Below are 17,463 nucleotides of genomic sequence, written 5' to 3' on the forward strand. Positions count from 1 at the left end.
GCTCCGGCAAGCAGATTCCGATGATCGAACCGATACTCGAGGTCGTCGAGGCGCGCAAGGAGTTCGGCGGCACCCGCGCGCTCGATGGCGTGTCGTTCACCCTGCGCCCCGGTGAGGTCCATGCGCTCGTCGGTGAGAACGGCGCGGGCAAGTCCACCCTCATCAAGGCGCTGACCGGCGTCTACCAGCTCGACGGTGGGCAGCTGCGTTACCGAGGCGAGCCCGCGGTGTTCCCGACCCCGCTACACGCGCAGCGGGCGGGCATCTCCACGATCTACCAAGAGGTCGATCTCATCCCGATGATGAGCATCGCGCACAACGTCTTCCTTGGTCGCGAACCGCGAAATCGGTTGGGGCTCATCGATCAACGGCGGATGTATCGGATGGCGGCCGAGCTGCTCGCCGGATTCGGCATCGCCGACGATGTCCGGAAGCCACTGCGCAGCCTCGGTGTCGGCGCGCAGCAGATGGTCGCGCTGGCTCGCGCGGTGTCGATCGACGCGCGGGTGGTCATCATGGACGAGCCGACCTCCGCGCTGGAGCCGCGCGAGGTGGAGACGCTGTTCGAGGTGATCGAGCGCCTGCACGAACGCGAGATCGCCGTCGTCTATGTCAGCCACCGGCTCGACGAGCTCTATCGAATCTGCAACCGGGTCACCGTGTTACGGGACGGCAAGCAGGTGCATACCGGGCCGCTGGCCGAACTCGGGCGGTTGCCGCTGATTGCCATGATGCTGGGCCGCGATATCGGCGAGCTCAAGGCGCACGGTGCCACCAACTTCAGCGACGATCAACATGCTGCGGCCGAGCAGGTGCTGCGCGCCGAGGATCTGGTCAGCAGGCACCGGCTCGCCGGTGTCTCGGTCTCCGCGCGTGCGGGTGAAATCGTCGGACTGGCCGGGCTTTTGGGTTCCGGGCGCAGCGAGACCGCGCGGGCCATCTTCGGGGCGCTGCCGCTGGACCGCGGATCGGTCGTCATCGGCGGTAAGACCGTTCGATCCGGCAGTACGCCCGCGTCGATCGCGGCAGGCATCGCCATGCTGGCCGAGGACCGCCGGGCGGACGGGATCATCCCGGAGCTGTCGGTGCGGGAGAACATCGTGCTCGCCGCCTTGCCGCGGCTGTCGCGGTTCGGGTTGGTGAGCCGCGCGCAACAGGATCGGATCGTCGACACCTTCATCACCCGGCTGCGGATCAAGGTTTCCGGTCCGGAGCAGAAGGTGTCCGAGCTCTCGGGTGGCAATCAGCAGAAGGTGATGCTCGCTCGCTGGTTGTGCCTGCAGCCCAAGCTGTTACTGCTGGACGAGCCGACCCGCGGCATCGACGTCGGCGCGAAACTCGAGGTGCAGGCGCTGATCGACGAGCTCGCGGACGCGGGGCTGGCCGTCGTGCTCATCTCCTCGGAGTTGGAGGAGTTGCTCGACGGTGCCGACCGGCTGCTGATTCTGCGTGACGGGGCGACCGTCGGTGAACTCGTCGGCGATCAGCTGACCGAGAGCAATGTGCTGGCCGCGCTCGCCGAGGCACCGGAAGCCGAAGGGGAAGCAGATGATTGAGCAGGTTGCTGTCCGGCGGCCGCCTGCGTGGCGGGGCCGGACCACGGTCTGGTTGCAGGCGTACGGCGTGTACGCGGCGCTCGGCGGGCTGATCCTGTTCAACCTGGTGGCGACCTCGAACTTCCTGACGCTCAACAACTTACGCACCCAGCTGCTGCAGGCGGCGCCGGTGATCATCGTGGCGCTCGGTATGGCGCTGGTGATCGGGACCGAGGGCATCGACCTGTCCGTCGGCGCGGTGATGGCGCTGGCCGCCGCGATGATTCCGCAATACCTCGGCTACGGGCCCGCGGCGGCGGTGCTCGTCGCGTTGCTGGTCGGTCTGGTGGCGGGGGTGTTCAATGGAATTCTGGTGGCGCGCATCGGGATTCAACCCATTATCGCCACGCTGGCCTTACTGGTCGGCGGGCGCGGACTGGCGCTGGTGATCGCGAACGGGCAGCTCGTCGACATCAAGAACGCGTCTTTCCTCACCCTCGGTTCCGGTGACGTGCTCGGCATTCCGATCAGCGTGCTGATCGCGGCGGTGCTTGCTGTCGGTACCGGATTGCTCATTCGCCGAACCACTTTCGGTCGTCAGCTGGTGGCAGTCGGCGGCAACCGATCAGCGAGCGAGCTGGCCGGACTGCCGGTCCGGCGGGTGCTCATCACCGTCTATGCGATCTGCGGCGTGTGCGCCGGGTTGGCGGGGGTGCTGGCCACCGCCCGGCTGCGCGCCAGTGATCCGGCCGATGTCGGTCTGCTGATGGAACTTTCGGCCATCACCGCGGTCGTCGTCGGCGGCACGCCATTGACCGGCGGCAAGGTCAGGGTGGTCGGCACCGTGGCCGGTGCGCTGCTCATGCAACTGGTGCTCGCCACCCTGATCAAGCATGATCTACCGTCCTCGACCGCGCAGATGGTGCAGGCGGTCATCATCGTCGCGGCCGTGTATGTCGCGCGGGAGCGGAACAGCCGATGAGCACTACGATCCGACCGGCCGATCGCCGGGCTCGCGCCGACGCTGCCGAATCGACCGCCGTCAAAGGCGTTCGGTTCCTGCTCGAGTTACTGCAGAAGCAGCCCGCCGCAGTGGTTTTCGTGGCTGTGGCCGGTGTCGCCTGGATGACGTTGCCGCACTTCGGCAGCGGCACCAATATGCGCGATCTGGCGATGCAGAGTTCGTTCCTCGCCGTGATCGCGCTCGGTATGACCTTCGTGATCATCTCCGGTGGCATCGACCTGTCGGCAGGCTCGGTGTATGCGCTCGGCGGGGTACTGGCCGCGTACGGATCGCAGTGGGGGTTCGTGACGGCGTTGCTGTTGCCGCTCGCGGTGTGCGGTCTCATCGGCATGATCAACGGCATACTGGTGGCTCGAACCGGCATGGCGCCGTTCATCGTCACCTTGGCGACCTTGCTGTTCGCCCGTGGGCTGTTGCTTGCCATTACCGATGAAGGCGCGACAACCTACAAAATCGAACGCGGACAGGCCTTCCTGGAGATCGGCCGCGGCACGGTGTTCGGCATCGGTTATCCGGTCTATCTCACCCTGCTGCTGTTCGCGGCGGGTGCGGTGTTGTTGCGGCGCACCGCCTTCGGGCAGGTGGTGTTCGCGACCGGCGGCTCCGAACGCTCCGCGGTACTGATGGGTCTGCCGGTCATCCGGACCAAGATCCTGGTCTACACCCTCAGCGGACTGCTGTCCGGGTTCGCGGGCGCGATGACCGCGGCCTATCTGGAATCCGGGGTCACCGTGATCGGCGTCGGCACCGAGCTGGACGCGATCGCCGCGGTGGTGATCGGCGGCACGCTGCTGACGGGCGGCGTAGGCACCGTCATCGGCACCATCTTCGGTGTCCTGCTGCGCAACGTCATTCAGGACATCATCAACGAAATCGGCACTCTCGACAGCAATTACCAGTCCGTGGTCAGCGGTGCTTTCCTGCTGGTCGTGGTCGTGTTGCAGCGGCTGCTCGGGTACGTGCGCCGAGAGTGACAGCGCCTCAACATCGTTGACGATGCAAGCCCTCGATTGTCGTTGCGGGTCAGGTCATGTCGAGGTGCCGCAGCTGTGGCCAGAGGTCCTGCCAGGAGGCCTGCCGGTCGCTGCACAGCCAGACCGCCTGATCCTCATCGTCATCGATCAGCTTGCGGCACGACGCGAAATGGTCGCGGAGTTCGTCGGGCGCGGTACCGATGTAGAGGACATTGCGTGCCGAGTCCGGTGGGGGCGGGAAATAGCCGTAGCTCCGGTTGGTGCTGTATGCCGTCGGTAGTTCGCCAGGACGTGCGTATACGTCGAGGTACGCGGCGATGATGTAGGACTGGCCCATCACGATGGTGCTGTCGCGATCCTGGGCTGGTAGCGCCTGATAGGCGGTGACGGTTCGTTGCACGATCGCTTGGGGGACATCGGTTTTGGTCGACACCGCGGCGACCGCGAGCATGCCTGCGGCCGCTGCGATGCTCAGCACGTAGGCAGGCCACACCACCCAGCCGCGGCGACCGCCTGCCAACCTGCGCTGTTGGAATCCGAGTGCACCTGCGGCACACAGTGCTCCGTAGAGCCCGCCGAGATAGTAGGGGCGGCCGACCGTGACGACGAAGAAGACGTACAGCACCACTGCGGTCACGCCCAGAAAGCGATAGGCGCGCAGTTCGTCGGCGCGCAGCAACCGCCATAACCCGTAGAGCGACAGCACTGTTCCGGCGATGCCCGCCATGACGATCAGCGAGAAAGCCACGCCCGCTCGGCCGCCGGACAGCGCGTCCGCCTCCCCGGCCACCACCGCACCCATCCGCAGCTGTGGCCAGCCGTTCGCGGCCTGCCACAGCAAGGTCGGCAGCGCGATGAGCAGGCCGACTCCGGCTCCCAGCCACAGCATCGGACGACGCAGCAGTTCTCGTGGACCGAAGATCGCAATCGCGGCCAGCAGCACCGCGCACAGCAGCAGCACTTGGAATTTGGTCTCGGCGGCGATCCCGGCGACCACACCGAGCGCGAGCAGCAACCGATCATCCCGCACCCGAACCCAGCGCACCAGCAACCAGACGAGCAACAGCCATTGCACCGGTTCCAGCGTGTAGGGAGTGAGCCAGTGGCCGGTCATGGTCACCCACAGTGCGGTCGCCTGCGCCGCCGCCGTGAGCGTCTGCGCGCGCCGATCACCGCCGAGTTCCCTGGCGATGAGGGCCGCGACCACGACCGCGGCCGCTGTCGCGAGCACCGCGGGCACCCGGATCAGCACGACCGATCCCGGGTCGAGCCAATCCAGTGCCGCCGCCAACGCCGGTGCCAGCGGCGGCTGGTCGGCGGATCCCCAGTCCAGGTGATTCCGCCCGATCGCCAGCATGTAGGCCTCGTCGAACCAGTAGCCGCCGCCGAAACTACCGACGAAGTGGGCGAGTGCGACCACGGCCGCGATCACGAGGACGGCCCGTCCAGCGAACGCGGGAACGACCGGGGTGTCTGGGCGGGACCGCACCGAGAGCTGCATGTTTCGACCTCCGTCGCTGGACCAAGTCACGAAGAGTCTGCCCAGCACCAGCACCCAACCACATCAACCGCCGCACCCGGTCTTCGTACGACTCGAGTAGGACCAACCTCATCCTTGGTGATGACGAATCCCATCAGCCCGGGGCGCCGGCATCACCGCTCTCGGTACGAATTGTCAGGGCGGCTCCGATCAAGGCTCGGGCAGCAGCACCGTGGACGGCTTGCGCGGCCAACAGGGCAAAGGACTTCTCGTACAGCGCGATCTCGGACGGCCGGGTGATGGTCAGCTCTGCGGCGACGGTCTCGACCAATACCACCTTGCGATCATGGATCACGAAGTTCGTTGCGGGTGCCTGATCCGGTTCGGCATAGTCGGCGCGACACCAGCGACACCACTTGTGAATATCGGCCTCGGTCGGCGTCTGTCTGCCGTGCTCGATCTTCGAAACCTTCGAGCCCTGCCAGTCCGCGGCCGATGCCAAGGCGACGCCCGACAGCCCGGCGTCGCGTCGTAGCTCGCGCAGTCGTTCGCCGAGTGCGCGACGTGCGCTGAATCTGTACCCCGCGCGCCACGGTGTCCTGCACCAGTGGAACCCACGGGTCGTAGCCCGCGCCCTCGGCAGCGCGATAGTCGTCCCGGGTCTCCAAGTGCCACGCGTAGGTGTGAGCTTCGGCGAACAGACGGGTGAAGGTGTCCGGTGTGTCCCGTTGGATCAAATATGGCATCGGCCAATGCTGCACTCATAGTGTGCTTTCAGCCCTGCCGCCGGCACTACATCCCCGGCTGCGGGCGCCACCAACCGCACTGCCGAAGGGGGCGGGCAATGGGCGTACTCATGCCACGCAATGTCGAACATCTCCGCAGGTTGTCAGTCGTAGACGCCGAGATTCGATGAACGCGATCACGCTCGGGTACGTCATCGTCATCGGTCTGCCATTGGCGGTAGTCATCACGGCAGTCCTCTGGCCTGAGCGCACCCGAAAGACCGCACGGTAGAAGCGATTCGGCAGCGAATCGAGAACGAAGGGGAATCGTCGGCAGACGGCTGACGGTCTCGCCACTCTTGCTGTGACTGACAACCACATCTGTCACCAGTCGCCGAGGTTTCGAAGTGCGAGGGAGGGCTCGGCATTTGGCGCATGTCCGAGGCGGCTCGTTGAGGGCCCTGAGCGACACAGGGCACTGATGCGGTCGTCGAATGTCCGGACATGCCGCGCGTTTGGTCGGCCGTCCAAATCTGTTGGTCGACAAGGCTTCGCAACGCACGATATTGCCGAATTGCGGATGGTCGCCGACCTGGTCGGGTGTCGATCACGCGGAACGGCTCAGCGCGTGGGTGACCACGTGGCTCACGTCGAACTCGACATACGGTCGCCGAAGCGCAGAGGTTCTGCGCTTCGGCGACGCTCGTATCCGAATGGCGCGTGCAAAGGGATGCGCCATCAGGGATTCGGAGCCACGGCCTGATTGGATTGCACGGGTAGCGGATTGACGGGTCCTGGCTGGTGTTGTCGGCATTGTTGAGCATGGGTAGTTCCACCGGTTCAGGCAGGTTCGAGGGTTCCGGTGTGGAGTTCGGCGACGCGGCTACCTCCGTCCTGGTAGGTCCAGAAGGCATGTACGGTCCGGGCGGTGAGATTCATGACGTGGGTGATCGACATGCCGGACTTCTCGACCCAGCCGAGCATGAAGTTGCCGGGGCCGAGTTCGGCGGCGTGCAGTGCGACCGTTTCCTGTGCACCCTTGGCCGGACCCTCGAGGGTTTCGTAATGCAGGGTGGCACCATCGGCGGAGTAAGAAATACGGAAAACGACTCCGTTGTCGACCCGGAAGATCAGGGTTCGGCCGGCGTAGGTGAGGCCACTCATCAGAACAGGCCGTTGTTGTGTGGCAGCTGTGCCGGGATGGGGGCGATGACGTCCCAGTGCTCGACGAGCTTGCCGTTCTGGACGCGGAACAGGTCGTAATACGCCACCGGGACACCGAACTCGCCCTCGGACTGCAGCAGGACGAAATCGCCCTCGGCGATGACCTTATGCACCTTCTTATAGACCAGTTTCTTGCCCTGCTCGCCCCACTTCGCCACGGCCGCACCGAAACCGGCCAGGCCGTCGGCGGCTTCCGGGTTGTGCTGGTGGAAGGTCTCGGTGGAGATGTAGTCGGTCAGCACCGAATAGTCCGCGTCGACGAAGACCTTTTGCGCGAACTCGGTGACCAGGGCACGATTGGCCTCGGTCTTGTCTTTGTCGGTAACCTCGGTGGGGCCGTCGGTCTGGGTGCGCCCGGAGGCGGTGTTCGGCACGAGCGGAGTCAGGGCGTCCCAGTGTTCGGCGAGCTTGCCGTTCGCATCGACACGGAAGATGTCGAAGCCGACCAGCGGGTCAGGGCCGAAACCGGTGTAGACGCCGTGCAGCGCAACAAGATTGCCATCGGCGATGACGCGGGCGCCCTCGTAGTGGAAGTCGGGACCGAGTCCGGTGACCAGCTTGCGCAGGGCCTCGGGGCCGTCGGCGGCCAAGGAGCTGTGCTGCTTGTAGTCGGGCGCGACCCAGCGGTCTACCGCGCTCGGGTCCTTCTTGCCGAACAGCTCGGTGGCGGCGGTCAGGACGATGTTCTCTGCGTTGCTCATATCTTCGGCGCTCCTTGGGTATCGAGTGGATCGGGCAGGTTCGACAGAATTGCCACTTTCCGACATCGAACCGGCGTCGGAAAGATCAACCAACTCCAAGCTACGAGGCACTAGCACCTGCAACCGGATACGCTCGTGACTAGTTATGGTCAAAAACCGACATACTGCTGCCCGACCGATCCCCACGATCTCCTTCACCGCCCCCGCCGGAACCCCGGCCGGGGTCGAAGTGCTGTCCCTGGCCGAGCTGCGCCACCGGGTGCCGACCGCGCAGCTCGCGGTACCGCAGCGACCGGAGTTCCACCACTTGCTCACGTTGACCGCCGGCACGCTGCGACACACGGTCGACTTCACCACCCACACCCTCGAACCCGGCTCCTGGTTGTGGATACGCCCCGGCCAGGTCAATCAATGGGGCGAACTCACCCGCGCCGAAGGCACCCTGATCCTGTTCCAGCAGAGCTTCCTCACCCCGGCCACCGTCGCCACGGCCCGTATAGACGACACCCACGCCCCCGTCCTGCATCAACCCCTCGCCAGCGACGCCGACGCTCTGCGGCTGGCCACCGATCACCTCATCGCCGAATTCCACGCATTCGGTCACCTGCCGCTCGACGTCCACATCGCAGCCCTGCGCCACCTGCTGTCGGTTCTCGTGCTGCGCCTAGCCCACCTCACCGCGCCGGCCGACCAACCCGCCAGCAACCCCGACCCCACCTACCTGCGCTTCCGCGACGCCGTCGAACACAATTTCACCCACACCCGCCGAGTGCAGGACTACGCCACCACCCTCGGCTACTCGGCCCGAACCCTATCCCGCGCCACCCTCGCCGCCGCCGGGATAGGAGCCAAGGAATTCATCGACCGCCGCCTGATCCTCGAAGCCAAACGCCTACTCGCACACAGCGATCAGACCGCTGCCCGCATCGCCGACCACCTCGGCTTCGCCAGCGCAACCCACTTCAGCAAATACTTCCACCAACGCACCGACCAGACCCCCATCGCCTTCCGCGAGACGATCCGCGGGCACACCGGACAATGAACAAACGCCCAGCCGAGCCGAGCGCGGCCGAACGCACTGACACGCCCGCGCGGAAGCAACTACGTCTGGCCTCGGAGGTTCTACCGGAGCCTACGGCGAGCGATAATCCGCGACCCGCTCGTTTCTGAGAGCCTCGGCCGCAGCCTGGCAAACGCACTCAATTGCCGATGTGCGGGCGTTCGACCGACCCTGATCAAGTGGTCGGCCGAACGCTCGGCGAACGTCCAGATCTGCCGATGACCGTGCGGGCCACAAGTGACCCGGGTGTGTGCTCGGCATGCCGAACACACACCCAGCCATCTATCTCAGCTGAAGTACGCCGGATTCGTCGCCCCTCCGTATTCCGCACTGCGGCTACCTACCCGGACGGGCACGGTGCCCGACGGGGTTCCGTTGGCCACCAGTGCGTAAGCGCTGGCAAGTTCGACCAGGGCCGCAGACGCGTGACCAGGGTTGGTGGTCACGACCTGCTCGGCCTCGCGACCGATCGCACGCAACAGCTGATCGCGGGCCTCTGCGGCGGCAGGCGGCAAAGGGGCGGGCGGCGCTTGAGGCACTGTCGCCGGAATTTGCTGGATACCGTCGCTCGCGAAATCTGCGGCGGGTTCAGTTTCATTGATGGTCACGAGCACTCCTACAGTTGGAAATACTTGGCGCACTGAGCGATACCGCTACGGGCCGCGTGGCGTCCCGTACGAATCGTCCCACTGGCAAGGGGGCATCGGAGCCGTTCCACCCGACCAGATCAACAACCCAGCGACGTATCAAGCCCGCATGGTTAACGCTGGGAGCGCGATCTCACTTGGGAACACCCGCTACTGCCGCCGAGCGGGGCAACTCCGAGCCACAGTGATACCCCAGCAAACGCTCGGTGACAGATTGCCTGATCAGGTGACAGATAGGGCGATCGGTCACACTTGCGATGGCGCGGTGATTCGGTGGGGCGCGGGGCATACCCCCTATAACCCCCTACCCGCGGCCTTGCGGTGACGCTCGCGGTGGCGGCGATGGAGGTCGGGTGAGTCGATTGGGCGGTGCCGGACCTGCGTATTTCGGCAGATGTTGTTCCTGCGCAGCATCTTTCAGGAGTGTGGTGGGGGTTCGTCGATATCGTCGAGTGGCCGAAATCGTGTGGCAGGGTGATCGGCTATGAAGACGATCCTGATCACGGGGGCGACATCGGGTATCGGCCTTGCGGCGGCGCGGCAGTGTGCGGCGGGTGGGGATCGGCTGGTGCTTGTCGGGCGGAATCCGGGGAAGTTGGCCGATGCAGCGGCTGCTGTGCGGGCTGCGGGTGCGGGTGGTGTGGATACCCTCGAATGTGACTTCGCGTCGCAGGCTTCGATCCGGCAGCTCGCCAAAAGTGTGCTGGCGCAATATGACCGGCTGGATGTGCTGGCCAACAATGCGGGCGGGTATCACCGGGATCGGGTCGAGACCGAGGACGGTGTGGAGGCTACGTTCGGGGTCAATCACCTCGGTGGGTTCCTGCTCACCGAGCTGCTCATCGATCTGATGGTGCGCAGTGCGCCCTCGCGTGTGCTGTTCACGTCGTCGGTGCTGCATTTCGGCGCGACCCTGGATTTCGATGACCTCGGCCTAGAGCGTGGATATTCGGGTGAGCAGGCTTATAGCCGATCGAAGCTGGCCAATATCCTGTACGCCAGGGCACTCGCGCGTCGGGTCGAGGACACCGGCGTGACGGTCAATGCCTTTCATCCCGGCGCGGTGGCCAGCGGGATCTGGGATTCGCTGCCGTGGTTCGGGCAGCCGCTGGTCGCGGTGGCCAAGCGGCTGTTCATGATCCCGGTCGAGGAGGGTGGCCGGGCGCTGAGCTATCTCGCGACCGACCCCGAGGTCGAGGCGGTGACCGGCGCCTACTTCCAGAAGAACCGCATCAAGACTCCGTCGCGTCGTGCGCGGGACGACGCGCTCGGGCAGCGGCTGTGCCAGGTGAGCGCGGCCTTGGTCGCGCCCGCCGACTAGCAGGGGCTGGGCAGTCAACGACAACGTTGTCGGAATTAGCAAGCGACACAACATGTTTGTCATCGGCTGATCTGCAGAAAGCAGGGGCAATGCAGCGTACGCGTTTCGAGTCGATCGGCTCGTACACTCCGGAAACCATCCGTTCCACCGAGGAGCTGATCGATAGTCTGGCCGTGCCGAGGTCGCTGGATCTGGAGCGGATAACCGGGATCAAGAATCGGCGAGTCTACGACTCGCGTCCGGACCACTATGAATCGTCGTTCGAATTGGCGCTGCGGGCCATCGACGATTGTCTGCGGCATTCCGACTACACCGCGGCCGAGCTCGACATCGTCATCTCGGCCTCCATCACCCGCACCCGAGGCAAGGAAATCTTCTGCTACGCACCGGCATTCGGGCTGATGCTCGGCAACGCGATCGGCGCCACGTCGGCCCGGCACTTCGACGTCTCCAACGCGTGCGCGGGCATGATGACCGGAGTGCTGGTGCTGGACCGGATGATCAAGGCCGGGGTGGTGCGCAACGGGCTGGTGGTGAGCGGTGAACAGATCACACCGATCGCGGAGACCGCCGTGCGGGAGATCAGTCAACCGTACGACCCGCAATTCGCGGCACTGACCGTCGGCGACGCGGCGGTGGCCGTGGTGCTCGACGGTCGCGGCGACGATCACGACGAAATCCATTACGTGGAACTGATGACCGCCGCCGAAGGGGCCGAGCATTGCCTCGGCATGCCGAGCGACCGGTCGTCCGGGATCGCGCTCTACACCGACAACCGCGCCATGCAGAACGAGGGCAGGTATATGCAGGCGATCAAGCGCCTGGACACCTTCCTGCAGGAGACCGGGCGCACCTGGGAGGGCGAGAAATACGACTACTGGATCCATCACCAATTCAGCGGGCCGGTCATCGAGTACCTCGGACACCTGACCGAGCAGCATTTCGGCACCCCGATGCCGCAGGCCCTGAATGTGTTGCACGACTTCGGCAATACCGCGTCGACGTCACATTTCCTGGTGCTGCACGAGTATCTCGAGCAGCAGAAAATTCCCCGAGGATCGAAGGTCCTCATGATTCCCGCGGCTTCGGGCCTCGTTTCCGGCCATCTAGCCGCGACTATTTCGCGTCTGGAGGCGTAAGCCATGGGTACCACGATTATCGCGGCCGCGACCAACACCGATCTGGACACCGGCAGCTATTTCGAACTGGCCGCTCGCGCGGCCCGCAGCTGTCTGGCCGGTTCGGATGTCTCGGTCGACGAGGTCGGCATGCTGATCAACGTCGGCGTCTTCCGGGACGAGAACATTTCCGAGCCCGCGGTGTCCGCGCTCATCCAGAAGCGGATCGGGCTCGGCCTGGAATACCAGCCCGGCCGGGTGCCCGCGTTCTCCTTCGACCTGATGCACGGCGCCACCGGTCTGCTGCACGCCATCAACACCGCCGAATGCTTCCTGGCCACCGGCGATGTGGAGTATGCGTTGCTGGTGGCGGGGGATACCCATCCGTCCACCAAGCGCTATGTCGCGGGGTTCCCATACACCACGGGGGCCGCGGCTCTGCTGCTCGGCAATTCGCCGACCGCGGGCGGGTTCTGTCCACTGCACAGCAGGGAGACCGGCGGGTCGGCCGAACCGTCTGCCTGGGTGAACCTCGGTGAGGCCGGCGCGAACGGCCGCTCGGCCATGCGGATTCGGCCCGGCGCGCAGGAGTCGATCGAGCTCGCGGCGTCGGCCGTCCGGGCCTGCATGGCCGACGAGGGCCTCGACGGCGACGATTTCGCCGAGGGGCGAGCGGTGCTGCTCGCGCCGGCCCCGGTGGTGGGATTCGGGGCCGAGCTGGCCGAAACTTTGGGACTGTCAATGGAATCGGTGATCGGCGTCGCTCCGGCGGTCGGCGACCCGTACACGGCGGCGCCCGTGCACGCGTATCTGAACGCGCGCGAATCCGGTGTGCTCGACACCGCCGCCTCGGTGCTGTTCCTGGCCGCCGACGAGGCCGCGGCGGCCTGTCTCGCCTACCATCCGCAGTCGGCGGCCGTCGCCACGGTGGGCGTCGGCGGTGCTTTTGGCAGCGAAAGACGTTGATGTTACTGGGATTCCGTCATTCGTGTCGGAAAAGTTTCCGCGATCTTGTCACCATGATTCGATGACAGGGCGCGGTCGGCGACCTACGCTATGGGCACCGGCTGGATCAATGGGGCGTCCGGTGACGTCCCTGCTGCGACGATGCCGCATCTTCAGCGCACCCGAGCTGCTCTCTTCGATGGTGCTCTTCCCCAGTCGGGCACACCGCATCGACAAAGGGGGCTCGGGTATGCACCGGCAGATCGCAGCACAGGGCGAGCAGTGGTCGACCCTCGGCGAATCCGGGGTCGGCCAGGCGATGGCCGTGCTCGGCGGCGCGAGCACGGTCGGCTTGGTCGCCGAGCTGCTCGCCGCCGACGAGGCGGCGGTGCGCACGGCGGTTCGGCAGCTGGCCGCCGGGTCGTCCGCGCGGGCGCTGTTCGACGACTTCGACCTCGCCGAGCGGATCCTGCGTGACACTCCGGCGGAGGTCCGCCGTGAGCTGCACGCGCGTGCGGCGAAGTTGTTGCACGACAAAGGGTTTTCAGCGGACACTGTGGCGGATCAGCTGGTCGCAGCCGGTGTCCCCGACCAGCCGTGGGCGGCCGGGGTGCTGCTCACCGCCGCTGCGGCGGCGTTGGCGAACGACCAGATCGACCGCGCGGTGGAACGACTGGAGTTGGCCTACCGTGCCACGCGTGACCCGGCGGAGCGGGCCGCCATCGCGATCCGCCTGGTCCGGGCCGAATGGCGGCTCAGCCCGTCGAATCGAACACGGAACTACACCCGGATGCGCGCGGCCGTGCGAGCGGGCCGGGTGCCCGCCGCGGGCTTGCCCGCCGCCGTGATGTTCCTGCTCTGGCACGGTCAGACCCAGCACGCGGATCAGGCTCTCGGACAACTGGATTGGGAACAGCTCGACGAAGCGGCACCGAAGGTGGACTTTCTTTGTGCGTGGCTGCGGTCCGCGCATCCGCCGCATGCGCAACGCCACCATCGGCTGCTCGCGGGGCAGGCGCTGCGACGTCCGGCGAACGTGCTGCTACCGTCACCGCACCTACTCGGCGCGGAACTGTTGACGGGGCTGTTCACCGGGCGTCCCGGCGACGAAACCGGCACCCTGGCACAGCGTTTACTCACCTGTCATCGGCTCGACCCGAGCACCGTGGAAACCCTTGCGGCAGCGGTGCATTGCCTGATCTATACCGACCGGCTCGATACCGCCGCGGCGTGGTGCGACTCGCTGCTGGCCGAGGCCGAGGCGCGGCAGGCACCGACCTGGCAGTCGATCTTCGCGGGCTTGCGCGCGGAAACCATGCTGCGCAAGGGCAATGCGGCGGCTGCGGCCGAGGACGCGGTGCTCGCATTGAATCATGTTCCCGCCGAACAGCTCGGTGTTTGGATCGGGACACCGGTCGCGGCACTCGTGCGCGCGTGCACGCTGACCGGTAGGCACGCCGACGCCGAGGCACAACTACGAAGACCCGTGCCCCGCGCCATGTTCGAGTCGCGCTTCGGGCTGCCCTACCTGCACGCGCGGGGCCACCACTACCTTGCCGTCGGCGACGCCGCCGAGGCGCTGCGTACCTTCCGCCGCTGCGGCCACCTGATGCGCCGCTGGCACATGGACTTCGCCTGGCTGGTGCCGTGGCGCAACGACGTCGCCGCAGCCCACCTTGCGCTCGGCGAGGACCAGCACGCGCGCGCCGTCGCGACCCGCCATCTCGAGCTGCTCGGCACCGCGACCCGGCACCGCACCGGCGGCGTATCGCTGCGCCTGCTCGCCGCGACCGCCGACCGCTACCAGCGGGTCCGGTTGCTACGCGACGCCGCGGCGATCGCCCGCTCCGGCGGCTGCGACCTCGAATTGGCAACAACCCTAGGCGAACTCGGCGCCGCGCACCGCGCCGTCGGCGACTACGACAAGGCGCGCCTGCTGATCCGCGAGGCGACCCGCCTCGCCGATTCCTGCGGCGCCGCACCCCTACTGCGCGACCTACTCGGCGACCGCCCACACCACACCGCCCGCCCGGCTCCCCGACTACGCCCACACCCCAACGGCCTCGACACCCTCAGCCCCGCCGAACGCCGCGTCGCCGAACTAGCCGCCCACGGCAACCGCAACCGCGACATAGCCGCCGCCCTCGAAATCACCACCAGCACCGTCGAACAACACCTAACCCGCGTCTACCGCAAACTCGACATCGCCCGCCGCAGCGAACTGACCTTCGTCCTCGGGGACACCCCGACGGGCTCGTCCGTCTCCGCGATCGGCTAGTCCGGGCAGGCTATCGCCGTGTCGGTTCCTTCTCGGTGGTCATCGCGCGGACGTCGGGGAGCGCCATGATCGCCAGGTTTACCACCGCGACCAGGACGGCCATGGTCAGGAGGGGGGCGGTGTTGCCGGTGACTGCGGCGATGGGGGCGGCGAAGGCTGTGCCGAGGGGGCGGGCGGCTAGTGAGAATAGGACGTCGTAGGAATCGGCGCGGGCTAGGGCGTCGGGGGGGAATTCGCGTTGGATTGTGTTCTGCCACACCGTGTTCAGGAGGCCGACGCCGAGCATTGCGGCTCCGTAGGTGATGGCGTCGACCCACACTGGGCTCAGTGTCGCGAAGCTGATCATCGGGAGGGCGAACAAGGTGCCGCACAACGAGGTCAGGACGAGTGGGCGTTGTACTCGTAGCCGTGGTGCGATCAGGGCGCCGAGTACCACTCCGGCCATGCCTGCCTGGTAGATCAGCACCCAGGACGCCTCGCCGCCGAGTGATCGCACCGCGATGAGTGGGCCGAGGGTCATGAGGACGCCCGCGGCGAGATTCGAGACGCCGTGCCCGATCAGGTTGGACCAGAACCACGTTCGGCTGCGTACCTCGAGCCAGCCGTCGGCCAGCTGCCGGAAGAACGAGACCGGGTGCTCGACGATCGGGCGCGGTGCGAGCCGGAGTCCGCCGAGGGTGCAGGCCGCGAACGCGAACACTGCGGCGGTGACGATGAATGTCCAACCGGGGCCGACGGTTATCGCGAGCACGCCGGCGACGCCGGGCCCGGCGACCAGGGTGACGCCGCGCACCACGCCGAGATAACTGTTGGCCTGCAACCGATGTGCCTGCGGGACCGTCGCGAAGATGAGCGGTGACATCGTTGGAGTGCCGAAGGCGATGCCGATGCCGGTGATCGCCGAGAGGATCGCCAGATCGGTGATTCGGACTGCGCCGCACAGTAATTCGATGCCGATCCCGAGCTGGGCGAGGCTGCGGGTCAGGTCCGCGGCGAAGGCCACCTTCTGCGGCGGGAATCGGTCGGCCAGCACGCCACCGATCGGCAGTAATACCAACTGCGGGAACAACTCCGCGGCGAGGACGAGGCCGAGGTCGCCTGCCCGGCCGGTGGCATCGATCACCGCGAGGGTGAGTGCCATCGGCACCAGCGCGGTGGCCAGGAACGACAGCGTGCGCCCGAGCATCAGCCTGCCGAAACCGGGTACCTGCCGCAGGGCTTGGCTCATCGGCACACCTCGCACGAATACGGCGGGAACAGCTCGAACAAGTGTGGTTGCAACGCGCTCCTCGACCCCCTGGTTCCGAGTGGAAACAATACAATCGATCTCCCCACGTCGCGGCAGCCGAATGTGCATGTGACTCGGATCACCGGCGGCTGGACCAGCGCGACCGCTGCCCGGCGCCGGCTAGTCCGGGATCTCTCGGGGCGGGCAGGGTTGACCGTTGGGGGAGCGGACCGAGGCGGCGCCGAGGAGTTCCGCCGATTGTGTTCCCCGGCAATCGTTTCGGCTTGTCGCCAGCGCGGCTTCGTTGAAGGCTCTGATGCGGGAGTTCTCCCGGGATTCGCGCCAGATGAGCCGTCCTTCCAGCGGTGCTGCGTCATCGATGGGCAGGTAGGTGACGCGCGGGTGGCCGCGGTAGCAGGAGCCTTCGTCGCCGACGATGAATCCGCCCTCGCCCGCCCCGACCAGGCTGGTGGCCTCCTGAAAGGTGTTGGCGGTCTTGCCGTGTCGGATCATCCTGCCGTCGGGTGTGTGCCGGGGCACTCGATGCTCGGCGAGGACCGGCGGTGTCGAGTCGGGCGCGCCGATCAGGGTGATGTCGGCCAGATCGTTCAGTGAGACGGAGTCGCGCGCGGCGAGCGGGTGTCCGTTCGGGACGGCGAGCAGTCGAGGTAAGCGCCGCAGTGCCGGGCCGACGCCGAGGCCGGGCCCGGCTACGGGGTGGAACGCGAACACCATCTCGACCAGGTCGGCATCCAGGGCGGCGGTGCCTTCGTACAGGGACAGTTCCCGGATGTGGACTTCGGTACCCGGGTAAGTGTCGGCGAGCCGGTCGGCCGCCTCCAGCAAGAAAGTGCTTGCGCCCGCGCCGACGAAGCCGACTTCGAGCACACCGGACACACCACGGCCCGCGGCGGTGGCGCGCTCGACGGCCCGTCGGATCAGGTCGTGGCCGGGGCGCAGGTCGTCGAGGAACCGCTGGCCGATCGGGGTCAGCGTCACCCGGCGGCTGGTGCGTTCGAACAGCGGGGCGCCGATGCGGCGTTCGAGCGTCTGGATCGTCTGGCTGACCCGTCCGGTCGAGACCTGCAGTCGCTCAGCGGATTTGCCGAAGTGCAACTCCTCGGCGAGCGTCAGGAAGGCCTCGATCTCATACCGTTCCATCGCTACTCCCGCTCGCTCGTACTGGTGCCCGCCTACTCGAGG

Annotated in this window: 15 protein-coding genes; 8 read left to right on the forward strand and 7 right to left on the reverse strand. The window is 66.5% G+C overall.

What is annotated here, in order from left to right:
* The first annotated feature begins 20 nt into the window (after positions 1 to 20).
* The 3 genes from ACIBK2_RS43520 to ACIBK2_RS43530 are packed head-to-tail and all read left to right on the forward strand — an operon-like array spanning position 21 to position 3,533.
* On the forward strand, positions 21 to 1,556 hold the full coding sequence (locus ACIBK2_RS43520; protein ID WP_396976743.1) for a sugar ABC transporter ATP-binding protein: 1,536 nt from the start codon (positions 21 to 23) through the stop codon (positions 1,554 to 1,556).
* A complete protein-coding gene (locus ACIBK2_RS43525) occupies positions 1,549 to 2,517 on the forward strand; it encodes an ABC transporter permease (protein WP_396976745.1) in 969 nt (322 codons plus the stop codon). The genes ACIBK2_RS43520 and ACIBK2_RS43525 overlap by 8 nt, the downstream gene beginning before the upstream one ends.
* Positions 2,514 to 3,533 carry an ABC transporter permease gene (locus ACIBK2_RS43530; protein ID WP_396976747.1) on the forward strand — a complete coding sequence of 340 codons (1,020 nt, stop codon included), beginning with the start codon at positions 2,514 to 2,516 and terminating at the stop codon, positions 3,531 to 3,533. The genes ACIBK2_RS43525 and ACIBK2_RS43530 overlap by 4 nt, the downstream gene beginning before the upstream one ends.
* 49 nt (positions 3,534 to 3,582) lie before the next feature.
* Here the strand turns inward: ACIBK2_RS43530 and ACIBK2_RS43535 are convergent, their stop codons facing one another.
* From ACIBK2_RS43535 to ACIBK2_RS43550, 4 genes are all read right to left on the reverse strand, one after another.
* The gene (locus ACIBK2_RS43535) at positions 3,583 to 5,034 is read right to left on the reverse strand and encodes a glycosyltransferase family 39 protein (protein ID WP_396976749.1); all 1,452 of its coding nucleotides are present in this window, start codon (positions 5,032 to 5,034) and stop codon (positions 3,583 to 3,585) included.
* Between the two features lie 133 nt (positions 5,035 to 5,167).
* Entirely contained in the window at positions 5,168 to 5,662 is a 495-nt protein-coding gene (locus tag ACIBK2_RS43540; protein WP_396976837.1) for a helix-turn-helix domain-containing protein, read from the reverse strand.
* A gap of 916 nt (positions 5,663 to 6,578) precedes the next feature.
* Entirely contained in the window at positions 6,579 to 6,902 is a 324-nt protein-coding gene (locus tag ACIBK2_RS43545; RefSeq protein WP_396976751.1) for a MoaF-related domain-containing protein, read from the reverse strand.
* Complete coding sequence (locus ACIBK2_RS43550; RefSeq protein ID WP_396976753.1) at positions 6,902 to 7,663, reverse strand: nuclear transport factor 2 family protein; 762 nt, start codon at positions 7,661 to 7,663, stop codon at positions 6,902 to 6,904. The genes ACIBK2_RS43545 and ACIBK2_RS43550 overlap by 1 nt, the downstream gene beginning before the upstream one ends.
* A gap of 145 nt (positions 7,664 to 7,808) precedes the next feature.
* Here ACIBK2_RS43550 and ACIBK2_RS43555 point away from each other — a divergent pair, with 145 nt between their 5' ends.
* A complete protein-coding gene (locus ACIBK2_RS43555) occupies positions 7,809 to 8,705 on the forward strand; it encodes a helix-turn-helix domain-containing protein (RefSeq protein ID WP_396976755.1) in 897 nt (298 codons plus the stop codon).
* Positions 8,706 to 9,010: 305 nt separating this feature from the next.
* On the opposite strand, the gene ACIBK2_RS43560 is transcribed toward ACIBK2_RS43555, so the two are convergent.
* Positions 9,011 to 9,331: a hypothetical protein gene (locus ACIBK2_RS43560; RefSeq protein ID WP_396976757.1), complete on the reverse strand. Its 321-nt coding sequence runs from the start codon at positions 9,329 to 9,331 to the stop codon at positions 9,011 to 9,013.
* Positions 9,332 to 9,854: 523 nt separating this feature from the next.
* Here ACIBK2_RS43560 and ACIBK2_RS43565 point away from each other — a divergent pair.
* The 4 genes from ACIBK2_RS43565 (at position 9,855) to ACIBK2_RS43580 (ending at position 15,032) form a co-directional block, all read left to right on the forward strand.
* A complete protein-coding gene (locus tag ACIBK2_RS43565) occupies positions 9,855 to 10,691 on the forward strand; it encodes an SDR family oxidoreductase (RefSeq protein WP_396976759.1) in 837 nt (278 codons plus the stop codon).
* Between the two features lie 89 nt (positions 10,692 to 10,780).
* A complete protein-coding gene (locus ACIBK2_RS43570) occupies positions 10,781 to 11,830 on the forward strand; it encodes a 3-oxoacyl-ACP synthase III family protein (RefSeq protein ID WP_396976761.1) in 1,050 nt (349 codons plus the stop codon).
* Between the two features lie 3 nt (positions 11,831 to 11,833).
* The gene (locus ACIBK2_RS43575; RefSeq protein WP_396976763.1) at positions 11,834 to 12,775 is read left to right on the forward strand and encodes a hypothetical protein; all 942 of its coding nucleotides are present in this window, start codon (positions 11,834 to 11,836) and stop codon (positions 12,773 to 12,775) included.
* Positions 12,776 to 13,004: 229 nt separating this feature from the next.
* Complete coding sequence (locus ACIBK2_RS43580) at positions 13,005 to 15,032, forward strand: LuxR C-terminal-related transcriptional regulator (RefSeq protein WP_396976765.1); 2,028 nt, start codon at positions 13,005 to 13,007, stop codon at positions 15,030 to 15,032.
* Positions 15,033 to 15,042: 10 nt separating this feature from the next.
* Here ACIBK2_RS43580 and ACIBK2_RS43585 read toward each other — a convergent pair whose 3' ends face one another.
* Both ACIBK2_RS43585 and ACIBK2_RS43590 read right to left on the reverse strand, forming a co-directional pair.
* On the reverse strand, positions 15,043 to 16,260 hold the full coding sequence (locus ACIBK2_RS43585) for an MFS transporter (protein ID WP_396976767.1): 1,218 nt from the start codon (positions 16,258 to 16,260) through the stop codon (positions 15,043 to 15,045).
* A gap of 180 nt (positions 16,261 to 16,440) precedes the next feature.
* Positions 16,441 to 17,421 (reverse strand): LysR substrate-binding domain-containing protein, encoded by a 981-nt coding sequence (locus tag ACIBK2_RS43590; RefSeq protein WP_396976769.1) that lies wholly within the window; start codon positions 17,419 to 17,421, stop codon positions 16,441 to 16,443.
* Positions 17,422 to 17,463: the final 42 nt, after the last annotated feature.

It is taken from the genome of Nocardia sp. NPDC050175 (assembly GCF_044459885.1).
Taxonomy (GTDB): domain Bacteria; phylum Actinomycetota; class Actinomycetes; order Mycobacteriales; family Mycobacteriaceae; genus Nocardia.